This is a genomic window from Antrihabitans cavernicola (assembly GCF_008297975.1).
Taxonomy (GTDB): Bacteria; Actinomycetota; Actinomycetes; order Mycobacteriales; family Mycobacteriaceae; genus Antrihabitans; species Antrihabitans cavernicola.
The window spans coordinates 1-20,854 of record NZ_VLNY01000015.1 but is presented as its reverse complement, the minus strand read 5'-3'; the positions used below and the strand labels follow the sequence as shown (position 1 = coordinate 20,854).

Below are 20,854 nucleotides of genomic sequence, written 5' to 3'. Positions count from 1 at the left end.
CCGAAGGGAGGCACCGTGGCTACCGTCCACTATTCCGCTGTCACGCATCGCTATCCGGGTGCTGACGGTCCAGCCGTCGACCAGCTCGAACTCGATATCGCCGACGGCGAGTTCATCGTGCTGGTCGGCCCGTCCGGCTGCGGAAAGTCGACCAGTCTGCGAATGCTGGCCGGCCTCGAGTCCGTCGAGAGCGGCCGCATCGAGATCGGTGGACTGGATGTGACGTCGCTACCGCCTCGCGCGCGTGACGTGGCCATGGTCTTTCAGAGTTATGCGCTGTATCCGAACATGACGGTCGCCGGGAACATGGGCTTCGCGTTGCGCAACGCGGGAATGAGCAAGGAGGACACGCTCACTCGGGTGCGTCAGGCGGCGTCGATCCTCGAACTCGACGACTTGCTCGACCGCAAGCCGGCCAAACTGTCCGGCGGTCAGCGGCAGCGCGTAGCGATGGGACGCGCAATCGTGCGGCAGCCCAAGGTGTTCTGCATGGACGAGCCGCTGTCCAACCTCGATGCCAAGCTGCGGGTGAGCACCCGATCGCAGATCGCCGGATTGCAGCGCAGGCTCGGCACCACCACCGTCTACGTCACCCACGATCAGGTGGAAGCGATGACGATGGGCGATCGCGTTGCTGTGCTGCGGGACGGAAAGCTGCAGCAGATCGACAAGCCGCGTGAGCTCTACGACAACCCGGTCAACACCTTCGTCGCATCGTTCATCGGCGCTCCGGGCATGAACCTGCTCGAAGCGCCGGTCGCCGACGGTGTCGCAGAATTGGGCGACCTCCGGATTCCGGTGCCGCGCAACGCGGGTGAGCGTGTGATCGTCGGCGTCCGCCCCGAGTCCTGGGAGCTGGTCGGCGAAGGTGAGACGCTGGCGGTCGACGCCGAATTGCTGGAGGAGCTCGGCGCCGAGTCGTTCGTCTACGCGACGAGTCCGGTCGGGCGCGTGGTCGCCAGAGTCGATCGGAAGCTGTCTGTGCGGCTGGGGGAGCGCCTGCATCTACGACCCAAATCCGACGAGGTGTACTTCTTTTCGCCCGAGAGCGCTACCCGCCTGTGAGTGAAGTTGGGTGCCAGGGCACCCAACTTCACGCACAGTCACCAGATGCGGACGCGCTGATCAGGATCGAGGTACAACGCATCGTCGGCGGTGACGTCGAAGGCGTCGTGGAAGCTGTCGAGGTTGCGAACGACGCCGTTGCAGCGAAACTCGGGCGGTGAGTGCGGGTCGATTGCCAAGCGGCGCAACGCTTCTTCGTTGCGCGCCTTGGTGCGCCACACCTGCGCCCAGCCGAAGAACACCCGCTGCAGGCCGGTGAGTCCGTCCAGTACTGGAGCCTCCTTGCCGTCCAGTGCGATCTTGTACGCCTCCACCGCGATCGACAGGCCACCGAGATCGCCGATGTTCTCGCCGATGGTGAACTCGCCGTTGACCTTGTGCCCGGGCAGGGCTTTCGGCTCGAAGGTGTCGTACTGGTCGATCAGGGCCTTCGTGCGTTTGCCGAACTCGGTGCGATCGTCGTCCGTCCACCAGTCGACCATGTTGCCGTCGCCGTCGTACTTCGCGCCCTGGTCGTCGAACCCGTGCCCGATCTCGTGGCCGATCACGGCACCGATGCCACCGTAATTCGCGGCATCGTCGGCGTTAGCGTCGAAGAACGGGGGCTGCAGAATTGCTGCGGGGAAGACGATTTCGTTCATCCCCGGGTTGTAATAGGCGTTCACGGTCTGCGGCGTCATGAACCACTCGTCGCGGTCGACCGGTCCGCCGAGCTTGTGCAGATCGCGATCGTGATCGGCAAGGTAGCCGCGCCGGTAGTTGCCGACCAGATCGTCGGCGGTGATGCTCACGTCGGAGTAGTCACGCCACTTGTCGGGGTAACCGATCTTCGGGGTAAATTTCTCCAGTTTCTCCAGCGCCTTCTCCCGCGTCTGCGGACTCATCCACTCCAGCCCGGAGATGTTGCGGCGGTACGCTTCCTGCAGGTTTGCGACCAGGTCGATCATCGCAGCCTTGGCATCGGCCGGGAAGTGTCGCTCCACGTACAGCTTGCCGACGGCCTCGCCGAGTACGTCCTGGACCAGCGAGACGCCGCGCTTCCATCGTTCGCGATTGACCTCGGTGCCGGTGAGCGTCTTGCCGTAGAACGCGAAGTTTTCGTCCACCAGCGCCGACGTCAAGAACGGCGCGCGGGAATGGATCACCCGCCAGGTCGCCCAGGCCTTCCAGTCGTCGAGCGGCTCGGACGACCACAACGCGGCGAACCCCTTGACGAAACTGGGCTGACTCACCACGAGCTCGGCGAACAGCGCATCGGCGGCGGTGCCCTCGGGCGTCGATGCGGCTGCCCATGCGGCCCAATCGAATCCGGGGTTGTCGGCGACCAGCGCGTCGAATGTGACGAGGTTGTAGCTCAGCTCGGCGTCGCGGCGTTTCACCACGTCCCAGTGCTCGGCGGCGATCTTGGTTTCCAGATCGAAGACCCGCTGCGCATCGTGATCGACGCCTGCAAGGTCGAACATGGTCGCGATGTGCGCGACGTAGGCGGTGCGGATCTCGGCGTGAGTGTCCTCGCGGTAGTACGACTCGTCCGGCAAGCCGATGCCCGACTGCGTGAGATGCATCAGATACCGCGCCGAGTTCTTCGCATCGGTGTCGACGTATCCGCCGACACCGCCACCGATTCCGGTCCGTTGCTGGGTGCCGACCACGGCGGCGAGGGCGTCGGCATCGGCAGCACCTGCGACGGCCGCCAACTCGTCGGCGATCGGAGCGAGACCGGCGGCTTCCACCGCGTCCGCGTCCATGAAGCTGCTGAACAGATCGCCGATCCGTTGCGCGTCCGTTCCGGGCGCAGCCTTCGCGTCTGCTGCTTCTGTGATGATCGTCTGCACGTCGATCTCGGCCTGGTCGTAGAGCGAGCGGAAGGCGCCGTCGACCGCACGGTCACCGGGGATCTGGTAGTCCTCGAGCCAGCGGCCGTTCACGTGGACGAACAGGTCGTCCTGCACGCGCGTGGCCTCGTCGAGGTAGCCGAGATCGATGCCGGAATGTTCCGCCTGTGTGTTCGCGTCGGAAGTCACGCGCTCCAGTATGCCGAAGAGAATTCGAGCGATGTCAGGGTCCGGGCGCGAAACTGGGCTCCTGGGGAATGGTCACGTCGAAGTTGTTCTCGATGTTGGTCTTGAATTCGTCGGCGCACTTCTGCTGCTCGGACGAGTTGTTGCCCGCCTTGTTCATGCAGTCGATCAGGTCGTCGCCGCCGGCCTTCTTGAACAGACCGACACCGACCACGATCAGCACGATCGACAGCACGATCGCCAGTAGGCCGAGGATGACCGCCGCGAGCGACATGCCTGCCCCGCCCGACTCGCCCTTCTTCGCCTTGGACCGCGCGATGAGCCCGAGGATCAGCGCGACGATGCCGAGGACGATGCCGCCGATCACCGTCCAGCACGTCAAGATGCCGATGATGGCGCAGATCAGCGCACCGATCGCGAGCCCGCTGCCACCCTGCTGCGGTTGTTGCCCGTACGGCGGTCCACCGCCCGAGTAGTACGGCGGTGCCTGCGGCGGCTGACCGTACGGTTGCTGTCCGTACGGCTGTTGCCCGTATGGCTGCTGGCCGTGGGGCTGCTGACCATAGGGTTGTTGGCCGTAGGGCTGCTGTCCGTACGGCCCCTGCGGCGAATACGGAGGCTGATCTGACATGGGGATCTCCTCGGTCGGAAGCTGATCGTATCGGAGAAATCGCCCACATGGGCTCGGGCTCGGTTGCTATGCGGCTCCACCGATTCGTGCGTGCATCTCCCACACGAGGACCTCGGCGCCCACCGCGGATTCCAGCCGCTGACCACCGGAATTGCTGAGCCGAACCGCGTCGCCTTCGTAGAGCGTGCCGGTGCCCTCCAAGCTCGCCTCGCCGCGTGCGACGAAAACATGCAGGAACGGTGCGTCCGGCAACACGACCGATCTGCCGGGGTGCAATCGCGTCACGTGCAGCGCCGCATGCTTGTTGTGGATCGCGATGGCGGTCTCGCCGCTGTGTCGCTGCATTCCGGATGCGATCGGCAGCAGATCGCCGTTGTCCAGCTGGTCTGCAACTTCGAGTTGTTGGTATCCGGGAGCTATACCCGGCTCATCCGGGGGCACCCACATCTGGATGAAGTGCACGGGTTCGGAATGGGTATCGGCGTTGCTGATCCGCCACGAGTCGTTGCGCTCGGAATGCAGAATTCCGGAGCCCGCGCTCATCCGTTGCGCAAGCCCCGGGTAGATGACGCCGGAATTACCGATCGAGTCCTGGTGCACCAGGCTGCCACTCAACACCCACGTGACGATCTCCATGTCGCGATGCGGGTGGGTGTCGAATCCTTCACCGGGGAGCACCACGTCGTCGTTGTTCACGAGCAGGATCCCGTGGTGCGTGTTGTCCGGATCGTAGTGCTGGCCGAACGAGAACGAGTGTTTCGAATTCAACCAGGAGACGCGGGTTTTCAGGCGATCGCCGCCACGGTGAACGTCGATGTGTGGTCGAGCGGGTGCAGCCACTCCCGTCCTCCTTCGCGCCATCCCCGTCCACTTACAGACTACGAGGTCTCGACGTTTCGAGCACAAAATTTCCTGCCAAAGATCCACTTTGTGATGCGCCGGTGTCGAAGCCGATATCTGATGGGCTGACGATGCGGTGTTGCGTCGTCAGCCAATCATGTTGCAAGGAAACGGATTCGACGTCAGTTGATCGCCTCGTGTGCTGCCGGGATCGAACCGAGCCTGCCGGCCTGGAAATCCTCGAACGCCTGCAGCACCTCGGCGCGTGTGTTCATCACGAACGGTCCAGCCATGGCAACGGGTTCACGAATCGGCTTGCCGCCCAGAACGAACACCTCGAGCGACTCGGTGTTCGCGTCCTGTGTGTCGTTCGCGGCGATGGTGATGGTGTCGCCGGAGTGGCCGAACACCGCAAGCTGACCCTTGCGAACCGGTCGCCGCTCGTCGCCGACGGCGCCCGCGCCCGCCAACACGTAGACCAGCGCGTTGAAGTCCGGATTCCACGGCAGAGTCACGCGAGCGCCGGGTGCAATAGTGCTGTGGGACAGTGCGATCGGCGTGTGCGTCGAACCCGGTCCGGAATGTCCGGCTATCTCACCCGCGATGACCCGAACCAAGGCGCCACCGTCGGGCGAGGACAGCAGTGCCACCTTGCTGCCGGTGATGTCCTGGTAGCGCGGAGCGGCGAGCTTGTTTTCGCGGGGCAGGTTCACCCACAGCTGCACGCCGTGAAAGAGTCCGCCGGACTGCACCAGATGTTCGGGTGGGGTCTCGATGTGCAAAATGCCCGCACCGGCAGTCATCCACTGAGTGTCGCCGCCGCCGATGCTGCCGCCGCCACCGTTGGAATCCTGGTGCTCCATGATCCCGTCGATCATGTAGGTCACGGTCTCGAAACCGCGGTGCGGATGCCACGGTGTGCCCTTGGGCTCGCCGGGTGCGTACTCCACCTCGCCCATCTGATCCATGTGGATGAACGGATCCAGGGCGCGCAGATCCACGCCTGCGAATGCACGGCGGACGGGGAATCCCTCGCCCTCGTGACCGGACGGTGCCGACGTGACCGATGCGACCGAACGCGCCCGGGCAGTCAGTGCCGGTTCGGCGATCCGCGGCAGGGTCAAGATGTTCTCTACGGTCACGGCAGGCATGTCGCTCCTCCTCGGTGAAGTAGTTGAGGATTCAACTAGTGTACCTGTCTCAACCCCGAGCCGTCGGCAGGTATTCCGAGGTCGAGGTCACCCTCGATTCTAGAGCGCGAATCAGCGTTCGTACTGCAGCACCGCGACGCCGCCCGCCTGCGGGGTGGCATCGACGAGCGACCATGATCGGGGCTGGTAGTCGTGGGTGAACAGGGGTGTACCCGAGCCGATCACGACTGGATTCACCTTGACGATCAGCCGATCGATCTCCGGTGCGAGCTGCCCCGCCAACTCGCCGCCGCCGCACAGCCAGATGCCCAGGCCGTTCTCCTTCTTGAGTTCCCGGACCGTATCGACGGGATTGCCTGCGACGACGGTGACCGACGCATCGTCGACATGGCCGAGAGTCCGCGAGAAGACGTACTGGCGAAGGTGCGGATATGCGCTGGTCAAGCCGGCTTCGACGGCGGGATCGTAGGTCTTGCGGCCCATCACGACGGTGTCGAAATGCTTGTTCGGTACCTCGGCGATGCCGAGTGGGCCGCGGGCGTGCACGGGCAGCGTCTCGGGAAACTCGGCCGCCATGTACTGCAGAAACTGCGGATCGGGTGCAAAGGCGTCGAACGATCCATCCGGCGCCGCGATGAATCCGTCGAGCGTGGACGCGACGTAATAGGTGAGCTCTCGCATGTGGGCCTCCAGATCGACTACTACAACTGTGGTAGTTAAAGTACCACGACTGTTGTGGTTGGTGCTAGCGTTGGGCGCATGGTGGCCAACCCGGAACGACGTGCGTCGTTGGCCGACGCCGGATTGCAGGTGCTTGCGAGTGCGGGTGCGCGCGGTCTGACTCATCGCGCGATCGACGGTGCTGCCGACGTGCCGCAGGGCACGACTGCCAACTACTTCAAGACGCGCGACGAGCTACTCGGAGCGTTGGGTGAACGAGTATTCGAGCGGCTTGCTCCGGATGTGGCCCGACTTGCTCAGCTCGAGGACCGTCCGCCCGGCATCGATCTGTCGATCGCCTACATCGAGTACATCGTCGAACGGACGACAAGTGAGCCCGACGTCATGCGCGCACTCTTCGAGCTGCGCCTGGAGGCGAGCAGACGTCCGGGTTTGGCGTCGATCCTGCACGAGACTCTCGCGCGCAACTTTCGACTCGATGTCGAATTCAATCGGCAGGCGGGCTTGGCCGGTGGGCCGATGGAGATCGCGTTGCTGCGCTACGCCGTGGACGGACTGCTGTTCGAGCTGCTGACCGTGCCGATGGACACCGGGCTGGAACCCGCGACTGTGGTTCGCGAGCTTGTCCGCCGTGTCCTGAACGGCCAACCTACGGTACCGTAAGTTGCATGCAGCGTCCGGAGGTAATTCTCGAAAATGCCGACGAGGTTTACGCGTACTACCTTGCGCATCAGCAGAACCGGCTGCAGTCGAAGGCGTCGTACGCCTACCTTGCGCGCAAGTACGCTCCGCGCGTCACCTACGCGCCCGGCGCCAAGGAGCAGTTGCGCGATCTGATCGCGTCGAACACGCGGTTGATCATCTCGATCGATCACCTTTCGCAGGACGACCCGTACACGGTCGCCGCGACCGCGTGGCGTAGCCCGCTGCGGCCGACGATCGGGCGAACCCGCGTGCTGGCCAAAGACGAGCTGTTCCTCGAAGAGAAACAGCGCAAGAAGGTCGACATGATGGGCGGTATCCCGGTGTTCCGCGGCAAGAACCACGGCATCCGCGCTGTGAACGCCGCCGGGCAGACGATGATGGATCTGTGCGCCGAGCGTATGCGTCGCGGCGACAACCTGGCGATCTTCCCGGAAGGCACGTGCAACCTCGAGGATCCGACGCGCGTGCAGGCCGTCGGCAGCGGAATCGGGCATGTCACAAGTCGCTCGATGAAGTTAGGGGTGCGGCCCGCGCTGATCTTCCTCGGCCTGAGTTACGGACCTGGCGAAACGACGACCGGCGCCAGCATGTTCTTCGACAGTCCCGTCGTCGACATCCCCGACCGTCCGGGTGAGATCACGCGACTGGTGCGCGCCCGCATGCAGGACGCGCTGGATCGGGCCGTCGAGAACTACTGAGCGGCCAGCCCGAGGCGTTCACGCGCCCATTCCGGTACCAGCGCAAGGTATTCCGGATCTTTCGAGACGAAGCGGTGCACGAACGGGCAGAACGGCAGCACGCCGAGTCCGGCGTCCTTCGTCTGATCCAGCGCTTCTTTGATGAGCACCTTGGCGAAGCCCTGGCCCTCGTATTGGGGATAGATCTCGGTGTGGACGAACGCGCGGTTGGCATCCGCGTTTTCGTAGGCTGCGAAGCCGGCCAGGTTGTTGTTCGCGTAGAGCTCGAACCGCTTGTATTCGGAGTTGTTCTCGACCCTGGTTTCCATGCGTCGACAATACCGTCGCGCCATAAAACGAGAACGTGTTCTATATTTCTTGTATGTACACATGGTCGGATACCGACGAGATGTTCCGCGACGCGCTGCGAGGTTTCATCGAGAAGGAGATCCGCCCGCACGTCGACGAACTCGAGAGCGCCGCGCTGGCGCCGTACGACATTTTGCGCAAGCTGTACAAGACCTTCGGGATCGACGCGATTTCACGCGAGGGCCTGGAGAAGGCGCTGGCCGAAGAAGCCGGTGACACCGTTGCCGACGACGGTGACGACAGCGGGGGCGGCATGGGCGGCAGCATGGCCGTCATCCTCAACACCGAGCTGGCCGGTGTGAGCCTGGGCATGATCGCGTCGCTGGGTGTGAGCGTCGGGTTGACCGTCGGCACCATTCGTAGTCGCGGCACGCTCGCGCAGAAGCAGCGCTGGCTGCCTGAGTTGGTGACGCTGGAGAAGGTCGGTGCATGGGCGATCACCGAGCCCGATTCCGGTTCCGATGCTTTCGGCGGCATGAAGACCTACGTGAAGCGCGACGGTGCGGACTACATCCTCAACGGGCAGAAGACGTTCATCACCAACGGTCCGTACGCCGACACCATCGTCGTCTACGCCAAGTTGGACGAGGGCGACGGTGCAGTGTCGAAGCGGGACCGCAAGGTGCTCCCGTTCGTCCTCGACACGGGCATGGCGGGATTTACGCAAGGCAAGCCGTTCAAGAAGATGGGCATGAACAGCTCGCCGACCGGCGAACTGTTCTTCGACAACGTCCGCATCACCCCCGACCGGCTACTGGGCGAGACCGAGAACCCGACCAAGGGTGACGGCAAATCCAGTGCGCGCGAAGCGTTCAGCGCAGAACGCATCGGCATCGCGTACCTGTCGCTCGGCATCATCAACGAATGTCATCGGCTGTCGATCGAGTACGCGAAGAGTCGCACGCTGTGGGGTCAGGAGATCGGGCGGTTCCAGCTGATTCAGCTCAAGCTCGCCGAGATGGAGATCGCCCGAATCAACGTGCAGAACATGATCTTCTCGGCGCTCGAACGTCAGCAAGCCGGCGTTGCAGTGGGGTTGGCGGAGGCGTCGGCGATGAAGCTGTACTCGTCGCGTGCAGCGACCGAGGTCGCGATGGAAGCAGTGCAATTGTTCGGTGGCAACGGCTACATGGCCGAGTATCGCGTCGAGCAACTGGCGCGCGATGCCAAGTCGTTGATGATCTATGCCGGCAGCAACGAGGTGCAGGTGACGCATATCGCGAAGGGCCTGCTCGCTACGTAATCGAGACCAGGTACTCGATGGCGGCGACGTAGCCGTAGCTGCCGAGTCCCGCGATGACACCCGACGCGATCGGTGACACGTAGGAGTGGTGCCGGAACTCCTCGCGAGCGTGCACGTTGCTGATGTGCACCTCGACGATGGGGATCTCCGGGATCAGCAACGCGTCGCGGAGCGCGACCGAGGTGTGGGTCAATCCGCCGGGGTTGATGACGATTCCCGATTCGACGCCGCGCGCCCGATGGATGCGATCGATCAGCTCGCCCTCGGAGTTCGACTGGAATGCCACGATGCCGCGATTGAGCCGGGCTGCTGTGCGTTTGCAGAGGGTGACGATGTCGTCGAGGGTCTCGTTCCCGTACACGTCTGGCTGCCGGGTCCCGAGCATGTTCAGGTTGGGCCCGTTGAGCACCAGGATCGGTCCGTCGGCCGGCAATGTAGTTCCCTCCATCGGTGGTGTTCAAGACGGTATCAAGGTGTGGGTCGCATCTGCGGGAACTAACTACGTACGACGTACGTTGTAGAGTTCATGCAGATCACATCGACCGCAATTTCGCTCAACGTCGCCGATCCGAACGCCTCCGCGGCCTTCATAATCGAGCACCTCGGTTTCACACAGGACATGGCCGCCGACGGGTTCGTGTCGCTGTCGCGGCCCGACGCCGGTTTCAACCTGATCTACCTGCGGACCGGTCTCGGCACGTTCAAGCCGGAGCGCATTGCCGGGGACGCGGGTAACGGCACCCTCGTGGTGTTCGTCGTCGACACCATCGACGACGAGTACCGACGGCTGCAGGACGAGGGCGTGGACATCGTGACGCCGATCGAGACCGAGCCGTGGGGTGAGCGCTACTTCCAGGTGGCGGACCCGAACGGGATCGTCATTCAGTTGGTGCAGTGGATGACGCCAGAAACGGAGTGACGAACTCGAGGACCTCCGGCGTGGCCGCCAACGCTGTGCCGTGATCGAAGCCGTCGATCACGTGCAATTCCGCATCGGGAATCAATGCGGCGGCCGCGCGGGAGTCCTCGATACGGTCGGTGTCGAGCGATCCGACGAACACCAGCGTCGGCAGCGCGATCGCGCGTAATGCGTTGTCGGGCAGCCCTTCTTCGCGTTCGGATTGTCGAAAGTATGCGACCAACGCTTCGGAATCGTTGGCGCGGAACACTGCTCGGGTACCGCTGTCGATCGGAAAGTCGCGCGTCTGCCCCCACCGGTCGAGGAAGGCGTCCATGCCGTCGCGTTCGAGGGTGTCGACGCAGCCGGGAAAGAACAGCCGATCGAAGATCCCGTCCTGTCGTCGGTGGGTGCCTGCCCCGATGATGATGGAGCGCAACCGTTCCGGTGCCTGCACAGCGAATGCCAATCCTGTGCGAGCGCCGAACGAGTAGCCGAAGTAGTGAGCGCTGTCGATGGCTTCGGCGTCGAGTACCGCGATCAAATCTGTGACGATCAGGTCGCGGGAATATGCCGCCTGATCGTGCGGCTTGTCGCTGCGCCCGTGGCCGCGCATGTCGACCAGAATCAGGCGATAGCTGTCGCGGAGCGCTTTGACGTAACCGAAAGCGCGCCAAATGCTGTGTGTGAGAGCGCTTCCGTGTACCAACAGCAGCGGCGGTCCGTCGCCGTAGGTTTCGTACGCGATGCGGACGCCGTCGATGGGGTTTGTTGCGCTCTGCATTGCGCCAGTCTGCCGGTACGCTCGGGTGGTGGCCAGTCTGCGGATCGTTCGCCTGCGTGCACTGATCGATCATCCGCGCACTGGTGACAGCGAGCGCCAGGTGGCGCAACGGATGCTCGATCGGATTCTCGGTTCACGGCCCGTTCCATCCGACGATCGCAACTATGGGTCGCGACATTCTCGTGTCGGCAGGCATGCGAGTCTGTCCAGAATCGCCGACATGATTCGCGACGACATCGCCCTTGCGCGAGTAGTGTTTTCCGGTGCTGCGGGTGCGATTGCCGTGACCGATCCGATCGGCGATGCGCCTACGCAGATCGTCTACCGAGTCGAAACGCCGTTCGATGCCGAGATCGTGGTTGCGATCGACGGCGTTCCCGAGGATTGGGGCTGGTCGGACGGTGTGGTGAGTCCTGCATTGCAGGCGCTCGCCGACGAGTTGGCCGCGATCATGAACAGCTACAACCATGACGGTGCGGTCGTGGGTAAGCGGTTCTTCGGGCGTGTGCGAGCAGGTAACGAGACATTGGCTCGCTGACCATGCCGGATCTCGCAAGGTCACACACTCCCGTTCCCGCCCACGCACCCTGAATTCCGGGCGCGTGGACCTGAGCTCGAGTGCGCGAGCGAACTAACGCGGATCCACCTCCGCCACACCGTCATCGGTCAGTTCGAGCCACCGAGTGATGCCGATCTGCCTCAGGAACGGCAGATCGTGTCCGGCGACCAACAGCGCACCTCGGTAACTCGCCAACGCCTGAGTGAGGTGGGCGAGGCTGGGCAGGTCGAGGTTGTTGGTCGGCTCGTCGAGCATCAGCAACTTCGGTGCGGGTTCGGCCAGCAGGATCATCGCCAACGCCGCACGCAGTTGTTCGCCACCCGACAGTCCGGATGCCGCAACATCGGAGTCCGATCCGCGAAAGAGGAAGCGCGCCAGCTGAGCTCGGACCTGCTCCGCCGTCGCATGCGGCGCCTCCCTTGCGACGTTCTCCGCCACCGACAGATCGTCGTGGAAGATGTCGAGCCGCTGCGGCAGAAATCGCCACGGCACCTGAGGTCCCGCAGCCGCCACTGCCCCGAGCAGCGTGGTCTTCCCGACGCCGTTGCGACCGATCAGGGCGATACGTTCCGGCCCGGATACCGTCAGCGTAATCGTCGGCCCGCAGGCCAGCTGTACACCCTTCAGCGAGATCACATGTTGACCCGAATACAGCTGTGTATCAGGAAGATCCACCCGAATCTCTCGATCGTCGCGCAATTGCTCCTCGGCTTCCGTAAGCGAGGATTTGGCGTCGTCGAGCTTCTCGATGTGGTTGTTGCGCAGCTTGCCCGCCGATTCCTCGGCCTGCATCTTGCGCAATCCCATCACGATCTTCGGTTCGCGCTTCTGCTCGAACATCTTCTTGCCGTAACGCTTTCGCCGATCCAGCTTGATGCGGGCCTCGACCAGCTCGCGCCCCTGCTTTCGCACATCGCTGCGCGCATCGCGTACGGCCGCCCGCGCTGTGTCTTGCTCCGCGTCGATGATTCGTTGGTATTCGACGACGTTGCCACCGAACATCCGCAGATCGCCGTTGCGCAATTCGGCGGTGGTGTCCATCCGCTCCAGCAGGTCACGGTCGTGACTGACGACGAGCAGCGTCCCCGGGAACTGTTCGACCGCCGCGTACAACCGCAGCCGTGCATCGAGATCCAGGTTGTTGGTCGGCTCGTCGAGCAGCAGCACCGTCGGCTCGCACAGCAGTTGCGCAGTGAGACCCAGCAGCACGGTCTCGCCACCGGACAACGTTCCGACGGCGCGGTCCAACTGCTCCGGTGACGCCACGATGTGGTCGAGACGCAACCGCGCGAGCAGCGCAACGGCGCGTTCCTCGATGTCCCAGCGGCCGTTGACAACGTCGAAGTCGGCGGCATCGGCTGTGCCGGATTCGATGCGGTGCAGCGCCTTTCGCACTTCGTCGATACCGAGCAGCTCATCGACCCGCCGCTCGGTGTCGACGGTGATGCTCTGCGGAAGATAGCCGAGACTGCCTGCCACGGTGATGGAACCACGATCGGGTTGCAGCAGCCCCGCGGTCAGTCGCAGCAGCGTCGACTTTCCCGATCCGTTGAGCCCGACGAGCCCGGTGCGGCCCGCTCCGAACATGGCATCGAGCCCGTCGAACACGGGATCGCCGTCAGGCCAGGTGAAAGTCAGGTCGGAAATGGAGAGATACGTCTGGGCCATGTGGTCCTCCAGAGTTCGCCGAAACGCAGCGTGCGTGAATGCAGGCTGCAGCGTCGACCACGCATGTGATGCGTGATCACCTCTGAACGAGCAAGGGCCCTTCTCCGATCGTCGACGACAGGACTTCCAACACCGTAAACCGCTCGGCGATTCCGACGCAACGAATTAACGGCGAGGTCCGACTACAGGTTCGGACCCTCCGAGCGCAGATCGTCGACCTTGCGCATCGCATCGCGCAGCTCGGCGAGCCATTCGTCCGCGTGCTCACCTGCGAGTTTGACCGTCCACGCCAGCGCGTCGGCTCGTGAGCGAGCGACGCCGGCGTCGACGAGGGTGTCGAGCACCTTGCGCTCGGGCTGACGCAGTCGCGTCATCACCGGAACCGCCAGATGGGTGAACAGCGTGCGGTTGCCGTCGAGTGTCACGCCCCAGGCGACCTTGCGGCCGTATCGAGCTTCGGCCTCGTCGGCGATCTGCATGCGTTCGCCGCGGGTGGTCTCGCGGAAGCGCGCGACGCGACCATCGGCCGTCGCCTCCGAATCGCCCTCGGCAGGTTTGGGCAATTCGCCGACGACGATGATCTCCTCACGATCGACCTCGACGGTCGCCGACCCGACGAACCAGCCGTCGGGCAGTCGCCCGGCAAACCAGTCGGGTGCGTCCGTGGCGTCCGGAACGTCGGCTTGCTGCCAGCCGCCCGGTCGAGCGAAACCTCTACCCCTTGATCCGTGTCTCATGACATTTCCCTTCGTTGTAATGATGATTACAGTGTTACTCCGTAATGACCAGAGGTCACGTGCTTCCGCTGCAGGCGAAATCGCGAGTCGTGCATCATCGATGGTGTGCGCACTCACACCCGGTCCATGTACTTGCTGGCGCCCATCGCGGTCGTGGGGTTGATCGCGGCAGGCTGCTCCAACGGTCCCGACCAGCCGCAGACGGTTGCACAACAGTTCGTCGACGCACTCGACAAGCAAGATGCGAATGCGGCTGCGGCGCTCACCAGCGATCCCGCGAAGGCTGCAACGGCGATATCGCAGCTGTTCGACGGCCTGGGCAAGAACGGCAAGTACCAGGTACAGGCGGCAGGCGATGGCGACGTCACCTTCGACGCCGACTGGAAGCTGGGGGACTCGGACGCAGCCAAAGGGCAAGCGCCGAAGGAGTGGAAGTACTCCACCAAAGCCAAAGCAACGGATACCGACAACGGCTGGCGGATCGACTGGGACCCTGCGGTGCTGGCCCCCGGTCTGACCGACGGCCAGAAACTGCAGTTCACGCCGACCTTCGGAACGCCGGCGAAGATTCTCGACAAGACCAATCGTGTCTTGATGTCCCAACAAACCGTGACCTTGGTGAATGTCGATCCGACCGCGAACCTCGTCGCGCTGGCCGCACTGTTGACACCGATCTCGCCCGACATCACAGCTGCCTCGCTACAGACGGAACGGGACGGCGCCAAAGGCAAGCCGTTCACCGCGATCTCGCTGCGGGACCAAGACATCGCACCGATCGCGGACGCCCTGAAGGCGGCACCGGGCGTGACCCTCGCGCCGCAGACGCGCCTGCTCACCGACGACAAGGCGCTCGCGTCGCCGACGCTGACCGGCGTCGCCGATCTGTGGCAGCAGGCGCAGACAGCGGCCGCGGGGTGGGCAGTGCAAGCCGTCGACGCGAACGGCACAGCTAAGCAATTGGCAGGTCAGCCGCCCGGAACCACCGCAGACATCTCGACGACGCTCGACATCGGAATCCAGCAGGCCGCAGAGGCCGCACTCGCCCCGATTCCGCAGCAAGCGGCGATCGTCGCATTGCAGCCGTCGACCGGTGCGGTTCTCGCGGTCGCGCAGAATGCGCCTGCCGATGCGCAGGGACCGATTGCGCTCACCGGTCTGTACCCGCCCGGTTCCACGTTCAAGACCGTGACCGTGTCCGCGGCGTTGCAAGCGGGCCAGGTCACGCCCGACACGGTGCTGCCCTGCCCGGGGACGGAAAACATCGAGGGCAGGCAGATCCCGAACGACGACAACTTCGATCTGGGCCAGGTCCCGCTGCACACGGCGTTTGCGCGGTCCTGCAACACGACGATGGGACGACTGGCAGTGGGACTGCCGCCCAACGGGCTGCAGAAGGCCGCCCAGCAATTGGGCCTCGGCATCGACTACGTGACGCCCGGTCTCACCACCGTGACGGGCAGCGTCCCGGTCGCCGACACGCCCGCGCAGCGCGTCGAATCCGGGATCGGTCAGGGGCAGGTGACGGCGTCACCCTTCGGCATGGCTTTGGTCGCGGCGTCCATCGCACGGGGGTCGGTGCCGGCGCCGATGATGGTCAACGGTCAGCCCGGCGTCGGCAATCAGACGCCCGCACCACTGCCAGCAAACATTCCTGACGAGATCGCGGCGATGATGCGCGAGACCGTCACCGCCGGTACAGCGACTTCGCTGAAAGACATACCGGACCTTCGCGGCAAGACCGGCACCGCCGAATTCGACGCAACCGCGCCGGGCGCACCGGTACAGCCCGGGGGTGGCCAAGCTCACGGTTGGTTCGTGGGGATCGACGGCGACGTCGCGTTCGCGGTATTCGTCGCAGGTGGAGACAGCTCCACACCCGCCGTCGACGCGGCCGGACGGTTCCTCCGGCCAATTCAGGCACAGATTCCCAGGTAACCTTACGGTCGACAGTCGGCGTGTTCGCTGAAATCCTGCCGTCGTCGTGTTTGCATCGTAGGTTGAACGTGCTTGTTGCGACCGTGACAAGACTGGAGATTGTCGTAATGGGTCTACGGACATCCCGCCGAGTCGGAATCAAGTGCGCAACTGCGCTTGCAGCCGTTGCGTCGATGACCCTTGCCCTCGGCGCCTGCTCTCTCGGCGACGAAACCAATCCCGCAGAAGCCTTGGTAGACCACTTCGCCGAAGCGCTCGACAAGCAGGATGTGGGCGGTGCTTCGTCCCTCACGTCGTATCCGAATGCCGCTTCGGCAACCATTGGGCAAATGTTCGATGGACTCAAGGCGAAATCTGTCGACTACAAGGTGAGCCAGTTCATCGGCCTCGACGACTCGTCGGGATTCTTCACCCTCGACGCCGCGTGGGACTTCGGGCAGAACAGGTCCTGGTCCTACAGCGCGCAGGGCAGTGTCCGGAAGCTGACGACGGGCTGGCGGATCTCCTGGGACCCCACGGTCGTGATGCCGGAGTTGGACCACGGACGTTCCGTTCATATGGTGCGCACCGACGCGCCGCCGCCGCGCGTGCTCGACAACACGGGCGCCGTCACCCTGGCGGAACAGACGATCAACGCGATCAAGCTCGACCCGTCCGCCATGCCGGATCCGGTCAAGTCGACCACCGAACTGTCGAAGGCGATCGCGCCCGTCGCGCCGCTGATCACCTCGCAGTCGCTGATGCAGGACTTGGTTGTCGCGCAGGGCAAGCCGATCACTGCGGTGTCGCTACGTGACGACGACTTCGCGATTCTGGAGCCTGACATCCGCCCGATCCCAGGCGTGGTGGTCGAGAAGCAGCCGCAGCTGATCACGGCCGATCGTCGTATCGATTCGCCGCTCGTCGGTGCGTTGCGCAACGTATGGCAGGCGAATCGGGACGCGACCGCGGGTTGGGCCGTGCAGATGTTCCAGCCGGACAATGCGCCGCCGACCCAACTGGTCGGATACCAAGGCCCGCCCGGACCCGACGTGCCGTCGACGCTGGACACCAAGCTGCAACTCGCCGCCGAGGATGCGGTGGTCAGTGTGGCGGAGCCTGCGACCATCGTCGCGATTCAGCCGTCCACCGGCGCGGTTCTTGCGGTTGCGCAGAACAGTCAAGCGAACGACAAGGGGCCCATCGCGTTCACCGGGTTGTATCCCGCGGGTTCCAACCTCGACGCGATCAAGGCGGCAACCGCCATCGAAAAGGGCGTTGCGCCACAGGATGTGAAGCCCGAGGACGTCATGCAAGTCGCGAGTCAGCTCGGCCTCGGCGTCGACTACAAGGTGCCCGGTCTCACCGAGACCACCGGACGCTTCCCGCAGCCGGGCAAGGGCATGGAGCCGGTGCGCAACGAGACTCCGGCCAACGACGGGGTGATGGTCAGTCCGTTCGGCATGGCGCTCGTTGCCGCGTCGATCGCGCGCGGTGGCGCAGCGATTCCGATGATCGCGTTCGGACAACCCGCGACTACCGAAGCTCAGTTGGGACCGCTGCGCGGCGACGTCGCGGACAAGCTACGGGCGCTGGCGAAGGACGGTGTCGGTCGCCCGGAGATGGCAAGTGTGCGAGCATATCCGGACGTGACCGGTCTTCCCGGTTCGGCAGGCGACGATCAGTGGTTCAGCGGTAGCAAGGGCGATCTGGCGTTCTCGGTCTACATCCAAGGCGCGGAAGGCTCCGATGCGGCGGCCAAGATGAGCGCGCGGCTCTTCCGTGCGATGAGTCATCCCAGCGAGTAGCTACACCAGCGCGTGCAGGCGGTCGTGGATCGCTGCTGCGGCGCGGTCGTAGGCGGAGTCGTCGTCGAACAGCAGTGCCTCGGCGTTCGCGGCGCACGCCAACGCATCCAGTTCGAAGGCGAGGCGAGCGGCGTCCGGATTCGACGGTAGCTCTCCCAGCTGTTGCGCGTCCGTGATCGCACGGCGCTCGATCTCGCGGGTGATTCCGTCATGGTTCCGAAAGCAGGACAGCGCATGTCGCTCGAGCGCGTCGTCGGTATTCATCTGGTCGACATGATCGTGCATCGATGGGACCTTGCGGCGGCGACAGGCCGAACACTCGTCGTGCCGGAGTCACTGCTCGAGGTGGCGTTGCCCATCGCGCGGGTGATCACGCTGCCGGGCAGCCCGCTGAACGGGCCTGGGGGAGTGTACAACCCGCCGCTGCCGGACGAACAGGAGCAGGCGCCGATGGAAGCGTTGCTTCGTTTGCTCGGTCGCGATCCGCGTTGGGCCGCCACGCAGTTGGTCAGTGCACGCCTGCCATCTTCTTCTTGATCCACGGCGAGAGCGCACCGATCACCACTGCGACCGCAATCGACGCAATCCCGATGAAGGTGAAGTACGGCGCCTCGTCGTTCTCGTCGTAGTAGCCCGCCAACGTGCCTGCCATCGAGGTGCCGAGTGCGACGGACAGGAAGAACAGCGCCACCATTTGCGTCCGGAACATCTTGGGAGCCAGCTTGGTTGCCAGCGAGAGTCCGACGGGTGAGAGGAACAGTTCGGCGAAGGTGAACAACAGCAGGATGCCGCAGATCGCCAGCAGCGGAACACTGTTGGGCCCGCCGCCGGTGAACGGGATGAATGCCAGGAAGGCGAGGCCCATGATCGCGGTACTGATGGCAAACTTGATCGGCGACGTCGGCTGGCGGGATCCGAGCTTGGTCCAGACCGCGGCGAACACGCCCGCGAAGATGATGATGAACACCGGGTTGATCGACTGCACCCACGACGCGGGGAAGTTCCAGCCGAAAAGGCTGCGATCCAGCCGCTTGTCGGCGATCACGGCGATCGTTGTGAACTGCTGCTGAAACAACGACCAAAAGGCCGCGCTGGCAATGAACATCGGGATGAACGAGATGACTCGGCTGCGTTCGACCGACGTGATGTGCTTGCTCGTCAGGATCACCGTGAAGTAGATGAGGGTCGCCGCGATGGCGATCCCGGTGACCACGTCGGAGAGGTTGTCCGCAGTGATGATGTTGAGTGCAGCGAGGGCGCCGATCACGATCAGGGCGGTCACCGCAATTCCGATCCACCGCCCGCGTTCCGCCGTCGGCAGCGGATTGGGTGGCGTTGCGCCAACGCCGTGGAGATGCCGACGGCCGAGGGTGTACTGAATCAACCCCAATGCCATACCGATTGCGGCCAAACCGAATCCGGCATGGAAGCCGGCGTGATCCTGTGCGAAGCCGGTGAGCAGTGGGCCGACGAAGCCGCCGATATTGATCCCCATGTAGAAGATGGAGAAGCCGGCATCGCGTCGATCGTCGTGTTCGGAGTACAACTCACCGACCAACGACGTCGCGTTGGCCTTCAAACCACCGCTACCGACGGCGACGCAGACCAGGCCTACGCCGACACCCCAGACGCCGGGCAGGACGGCAAGAGCTATATGGCCCAACATGATGAGGAAGGCGCTGTAGAAGAGCGTGCGTTCGGAACCGAGCACTCGGTCCGCGATCCACGCGCCGATGATGGTCGACAGGTAGACAGTTCCGCCGTAGGCGCCGACGATGCTGGTGGCCGACGACTGCGCGATGTCGAGGCCGCCGTCGCTCACCGAGTAGTACAGGTAGTAGAGCAGGATTCCCTGCATGCCGTAGAAGGAGAAGCGCTCCCACATCTCGACGCCGAACAGGTTGGCCAGCGCGAACGGCTGACCGAAGAATCCACGATCTTCGTGGCCTGGCGATTTTGTGGTTTCCGACAGATCGCTCATGTAGTGCACTGTGCTCTCTTGGGCCCCGCAATGCCAGCGCGAGTGGCTAACGCAGCGCGCGTCGCTCCTCGACTTGGCGGTAGATCGCGCGCCAGCCGACGAGGAAAGCCGCGAGAACCACACCCGCAACGATGATGAAGCTGAACGCCGTGCCCTGACCCGAGATCACGCGTAGCACCATGCCGATCACCAGCGTCGACAACCAGACGACCACACCCGTCGGGAAGATCGAATCGGCAGTGAACTTGTCCTTGTAGAGCGCCAGTGCCGACGCCCACCCGACTGCAAGCCCGCCGAGGAAGGGCCATGCGGTGTGGAGCAGGCCGGTGATCGCTCCGCCCTCGTCATGGCTGCGTCGCCCGATCGCGCAGAAGATCAGGACGAGAACCACATCGGCGGCGATTGCGGGGAAATGCTTCTTCACAAGGAAAGGGTATGCGGTGCCGCCGGCAGCGGGTGTTGTCGTCTGGGCGCCCGGTCCGCTGATCACGAGCATCGGGTGGCGGAAATCGCGAAAATTGCCACCATTTGCTCGTGATCACGGAGGTCGAGTGCTCGCGCTAACCCATTGAGCCCCAACAGTTTCAGGAGTTTCGTGTCGGTGGGTGCCGCTAGACTTCGCACATGCATTCGATCACCGAAGGACCTGTCGCAGCACTCGCTGCTGCGACGTCCGCGGTGCTCGACGACGACTTCACACCACTCTGCGACGACGACATCGCCGAAGCCATGCGGATCGTCGAACGCGTGAACCGCAAGTTGGCGGCGGTCTCCACGCGACTGATCGTGCACGCCACCGAACGGTCGATGCCACGACATGCCGGCTGCACCTCGACCGCGTCGTACCTCCAAGACGTGTTGCGGCTGTCCCGCTCCGATGCCACCGGTCGCGTCACCGCGGCGAAGAAGCTGGGTACCTGGCACGACGTCGGCGGACATCCGATTCCGGTCGGTCTGCCCGCCACCTCCACCGCCCAACAGGGCGGTGACATCAGCCCGGAGCATGCCCGCAAGATCGCCGCCGTGATGCACGATGTTCCCGCGGCACTACCCCGAACCACCCGCGACGACGCGGAGAAAATACTGGCCCAGTGCGCGACGGACGGCACCCCGGAAGACGTG

General features: G+C 64.1%; 23 protein-coding genes. 10 read left to right on the top strand and 13 right to left on the bottom strand.

Features of this window, described 5'->3' with window-relative positions; translation table 11 throughout:
• Positions 1 to 15: 15 nt before the first annotated feature.
• A complete protein-coding gene (locus tag FOY51_RS22465) occupies positions 16 to 1,065 on the top strand; it encodes an ABC transporter ATP-binding protein (RefSeq protein WP_149432508.1) in 1,050 nt (349 codons plus the stop codon).
• Between the two features lie 38 nt (positions 1,066 to 1,103).
• Here FOY51_RS22465 and FOY51_RS22460 read toward each other — a convergent pair whose 3' ends face one another.
• The 5 genes from FOY51_RS22460 to FOY51_RS22440 all read right to left on the bottom strand — a co-directional run bounded on the left by FOY51_RS22460 (position 1,104) and on the right by FOY51_RS22440 (position 6,389).
• Positions 1,104 to 3,089, bottom strand: a complete 1,986-nt coding sequence (locus FOY51_RS22460; protein ID WP_149432507.1) for a M13 family metallopeptidase — start codon at positions 3,087 to 3,089, stop codon at positions 1,104 to 1,106.
• Positions 3,090 to 3,123: 34 nt separating this feature from the next.
• Positions 3,124 to 3,717 (bottom strand): DUF4190 domain-containing protein, encoded by a 594-nt coding sequence (locus FOY51_RS22455; protein WP_149432506.1) that lies wholly within the window; start codon positions 3,715 to 3,717, stop codon positions 3,124 to 3,126.
• Positions 3,718 to 3,783: 66 nt separating this feature from the next.
• Positions 3,784 to 4,557: a pirin family protein gene (locus FOY51_RS22450; RefSeq protein WP_235916650.1), complete on the bottom strand. Its 774-nt coding sequence runs from the start codon at positions 4,555 to 4,557 to the stop codon at positions 3,784 to 3,786.
• A 182-nt stretch (positions 4,558 to 4,739) separates the two neighbouring features.
• On the bottom strand, positions 4,740 to 5,708 hold the full coding sequence (locus FOY51_RS22445; RefSeq protein WP_149432504.1) for a pirin family protein: 969 nt from the start codon (positions 5,706 to 5,708) through the stop codon (positions 4,740 to 4,742).
• Positions 5,709 to 5,819: 111 nt separating this feature from the next.
• Positions 5,820 to 6,389: a dihydrofolate reductase family protein gene (locus FOY51_RS22440; RefSeq protein WP_149432503.1), complete on the bottom strand. Its 570-nt coding sequence runs from the start codon at positions 6,387 to 6,389 to the stop codon at positions 5,820 to 5,822.
• A 78-nt stretch (positions 6,390 to 6,467) separates the two neighbouring features.
• On the opposite strand from FOY51_RS22440, the gene FOY51_RS22435 reads away from it, so the two are divergent.
• Together FOY51_RS22435 and FOY51_RS22430 are read left to right on the top strand one after the other, a co-directional pair.
• Positions 6,468 to 7,052: a TetR/AcrR family transcriptional regulator gene (locus FOY51_RS22435; RefSeq protein WP_149432502.1), complete on the top strand. Its 585-nt coding sequence runs from the start codon at positions 6,468 to 6,470 to the stop codon at positions 7,050 to 7,052.
• A 5-nt stretch (positions 7,053 to 7,057) separates the two neighbouring features.
• Positions 7,058 to 7,792 (top strand): lysophospholipid acyltransferase family protein, encoded by a 735-nt coding sequence (locus tag FOY51_RS22430; RefSeq protein ID WP_149432501.1) that lies wholly within the window; start codon positions 7,058 to 7,060, stop codon positions 7,790 to 7,792.
• On the opposite strand, the gene FOY51_RS22425 is transcribed toward FOY51_RS22430, so the two are convergent.
• Complete coding sequence (locus tag FOY51_RS22425; protein WP_235916648.1) at positions 7,786 to 8,100, bottom strand: GNAT family N-acetyltransferase; 315 nt, start codon at positions 8,098 to 8,100, stop codon at positions 7,786 to 7,788. The genes FOY51_RS22430 and FOY51_RS22425 overlap by 7 nt on opposite strands.
• 53 nt (positions 8,101 to 8,153) lie before the next feature.
• Between FOY51_RS22425 and FOY51_RS22420 the strand changes: the two genes are divergently transcribed.
• Complete coding sequence (locus FOY51_RS22420; protein ID WP_149432499.1) at positions 8,154 to 9,383, top strand: acyl-CoA dehydrogenase family protein; 1,230 nt, start codon at positions 8,154 to 8,156, stop codon at positions 9,381 to 9,383.
• On the opposite strand, the gene aroQ is transcribed toward FOY51_RS22420, so the two are convergent.
• The gene (gene aroQ, locus FOY51_RS22415) at positions 9,376 to 9,831 is read right to left on the bottom strand and encodes a type II 3-dehydroquinate dehydratase (RefSeq protein ID WP_149432498.1); all 456 of its coding nucleotides are present in this window, start codon (positions 9,829 to 9,831) and stop codon (positions 9,376 to 9,378) included. The two genes, FOY51_RS22420 and aroQ, sit on opposite strands and share 8 nt — an antisense overlap.
• Positions 9,832 to 9,909: 78 nt before the next feature.
• Between aroQ and FOY51_RS22410 the strand changes: the two genes are divergently transcribed.
• Positions 9,910 to 10,302 carry a VOC family protein gene (locus tag FOY51_RS22410; RefSeq protein WP_149432497.1) on the top strand — a complete coding sequence of 131 codons (393 nt, stop codon included), beginning with the start codon at positions 9,910 to 9,912 and terminating at the stop codon, positions 10,300 to 10,302.
• On the opposite strand, the gene FOY51_RS22405 is transcribed toward FOY51_RS22410, so the two are convergent.
• Positions 10,262 to 11,065, bottom strand: coding sequence for an alpha/beta fold hydrolase (locus tag FOY51_RS22405; protein ID WP_149432496.1), 804 nt, complete (start codon positions 11,063 to 11,065; stop codon positions 10,262 to 10,264). The two genes, FOY51_RS22410 and FOY51_RS22405, sit on opposite strands and share 41 nt — an antisense overlap.
• Before the next feature lie 28 nt (positions 11,066 to 11,093).
• On the opposite strand from FOY51_RS22405, the gene FOY51_RS22400 reads away from it, so the two are divergent.
• Entirely contained in the window at positions 11,094 to 11,603 is a 510-nt protein-coding gene (locus FOY51_RS22400) for a hypothetical protein (RefSeq protein ID WP_235916646.1), read from the top strand.
• Between the two features lie 93 nt (positions 11,604 to 11,696).
• On the opposite strand, the gene FOY51_RS22395 is transcribed toward FOY51_RS22400, so the two are convergent.
• On the bottom strand, positions 11,697 to 13,292 hold the full coding sequence (locus tag FOY51_RS22395) for an ABC-F family ATP-binding cassette domain-containing protein (RefSeq protein WP_149432494.1): 1,596 nt from the start codon (positions 13,290 to 13,292) through the stop codon (positions 11,697 to 11,699).
• Positions 13,293 to 13,474: 182 nt separating this feature from the next.
• Positions 13,475 to 14,029: an ATP-binding transcription factor AbmR gene (gene abmR, locus FOY51_RS22390; protein ID WP_149432493.1), complete on the bottom strand. Its 555-nt coding sequence runs from the start codon at positions 14,027 to 14,029 to the stop codon at positions 13,475 to 13,477.
• A gap of 126 nt (positions 14,030 to 14,155) precedes the next feature.
• On the opposite strand from abmR, the gene FOY51_RS22385 reads away from it, so the two are divergent.
• Positions 14,156 to 15,964: a penicillin-binding transpeptidase domain-containing protein gene (locus FOY51_RS22385; protein ID WP_149432599.1), complete on the top strand. Its 1,809-nt coding sequence runs from the start codon at positions 14,156 to 14,158 to the stop codon at positions 15,962 to 15,964.
• Between the two features lie 107 nt (positions 15,965 to 16,071).
• Entirely contained in the window at positions 16,072 to 17,751 is a 1,680-nt protein-coding gene (locus FOY51_RS22380) for an NTF2-like N-terminal transpeptidase domain-containing protein (RefSeq protein ID WP_149432492.1), read from the top strand.
• Here the strand turns inward: FOY51_RS22380 and FOY51_RS22375 are convergent, their stop codons facing one another.
• Positions 17,752 to 18,015: a TetR family transcriptional regulator C-terminal domain-containing protein gene (locus FOY51_RS22375; protein WP_149432491.1), complete on the bottom strand. Its 264-nt coding sequence runs from the start codon at positions 18,013 to 18,015 to the stop codon at positions 17,752 to 17,754. It abuts the gene before it with no gap.
• On the opposite strand from FOY51_RS22375, the gene FOY51_RS22370 reads away from it, so the two are divergent.
• Positions 17,986 to 18,288 (top strand): DinB family protein, encoded by a 303-nt coding sequence (locus FOY51_RS22370; RefSeq protein ID WP_149432490.1) that lies wholly within the window; start codon positions 17,986 to 17,988, stop codon positions 18,286 to 18,288. The two genes, FOY51_RS22375 and FOY51_RS22370, sit on opposite strands and share 30 nt — an antisense overlap.
• Here FOY51_RS22370 and FOY51_RS22365 read toward each other — a convergent pair.
• Positions 18,260 to 19,732: a peptide MFS transporter gene (locus FOY51_RS22365; protein ID WP_149432489.1), complete on the bottom strand. Its 1,473-nt coding sequence runs from the start codon at positions 19,730 to 19,732 to the stop codon at positions 18,260 to 18,262. The two genes, FOY51_RS22370 and FOY51_RS22365, sit on opposite strands and share 29 nt — an antisense overlap.
• A 46-nt stretch (positions 19,733 to 19,778) precedes the next feature.
• Positions 19,779 to 20,156, bottom strand: coding sequence for a DUF3054 domain-containing protein (locus FOY51_RS22360; protein ID WP_149432488.1), 378 nt, complete (start codon positions 20,154 to 20,156; stop codon positions 19,779 to 19,781).
• Positions 20,157 to 20,356: 200 nt separating this feature from the next.
• On the opposite strand from FOY51_RS22360, the gene FOY51_RS22355 reads away from it, so the two are divergent.
• Positions 20,357 to 20,854 (top strand): DUF222 domain-containing protein (locus tag FOY51_RS22355; protein ID WP_149432487.1); only part of this gene is annotated, 498 nt, incomplete at its 3' end.

What these genes read in the sequence shown, in the direction of transcription:
- FOY51_RS22455 (WP_149432506.1), bottom strand. Translation starts at nt 3,717, where the DNA reads ATGTCAGATCAGCCTCCGTATTCGCCGCAGGGGCCGTACGGACAGCAG.
- FOY51_RS22445 (WP_149432504.1), bottom strand. Translation starts at nt 5,708, where the DNA reads ATGCCTGCCGTGACCGTAGAGAACATCTTGACCCTGCCGCGGATCGCC.
- FOY51_RS22440 (WP_149432503.1), bottom strand. Translation starts at nt 6,389, where the DNA reads ATGCGAGAGCTCACCTATTACGTCGCGTCCACGCTCGACGGATTCATC.
- FOY51_RS22435 (WP_149432502.1), top strand. Translation starts at nt 6,468, where the DNA reads ATGGTGGCCAACCCGGAACGACGTGCGTCGTTGGCCGACGCCGGATTG.
- FOY51_RS22430 (WP_149432501.1), top strand. Translation starts at nt 7,058, where the DNA reads ATGCAGCGTCCGGAGGTAATTCTCGAAAATGCCGACGAGGTTTACGCG.
- FOY51_RS22425 (WP_235916648.1), bottom strand. Translation starts at nt 8,100, where the DNA reads ATGGAAACCAGGGTCGAGAACAACTCCGAATACAAGCGGTTCGAGCTC.
- FOY51_RS22420 (WP_149432499.1), top strand. Translation starts at nt 8,154, where the DNA reads ATGTACACATGGTCGGATACCGACGAGATGTTCCGCGACGCGCTGCGA.
- aroQ (WP_149432498.1), bottom strand. Translation starts at nt 9,831, where the DNA reads ATGGAGGGAACTACATTGCCGGCCGACGGACCGATCCTGGTGCTCAAC.
- FOY51_RS22410 (WP_149432497.1), top strand. Translation starts at nt 9,910, where the DNA reads ATGCAGATCACATCGACCGCAATTTCGCTCAACGTCGCCGATCCGAAC.
- FOY51_RS22405 (WP_149432496.1), bottom strand. Translation starts at nt 11,065, where the DNA reads ATGCAGAGCGCAACAAACCCCATCGACGGCGTCCGCATCGCGTACGAA.
- FOY51_RS22395 (WP_149432494.1), bottom strand. Translation starts at nt 13,292, where the DNA reads ATGGCCCAGACGTATCTCTCCATTTCCGACCTGACTTTCACCTGGCCT.
- abmR (WP_149432493.1), bottom strand. Translation starts at nt 14,029, where the DNA reads ATGAGACACGGATCAAGGGGTAGAGGTTTCGCTCGACCGGGCGGCTGG.
- FOY51_RS22385 (WP_149432599.1), top strand. Translation starts at nt 14,156, where the DNA reads ATGTACTTGCTGGCGCCCATCGCGGTCGTGGGGTTGATCGCGGCAGGC.
- FOY51_RS22380 (WP_149432492.1), top strand. Translation starts at nt 16,072, where the DNA reads ATGGGTCTACGGACATCCCGCCGAGTCGGAATCAAGTGCGCAACTGCG.
- FOY51_RS22370 (WP_149432490.1), top strand. Translation starts at nt 17,986, where the DNA reads ATGTCGCTCGAGCGCGTCGTCGGTATTCATCTGGTCGACATGATCGTG.
- FOY51_RS22375 (WP_149432491.1), bottom strand. Translation starts at nt 18,015, where the DNA reads ATGAATACCGACGACGCGCTCGAGCGACATGCGCTGTCCTGCTTTCGG.
- FOY51_RS22365 (WP_149432489.1), bottom strand. Translation starts at nt 19,732, where the DNA reads ATGAGCGATCTGTCGGAAACCACAAAATCGCCAGGCCACGAAGATCGT.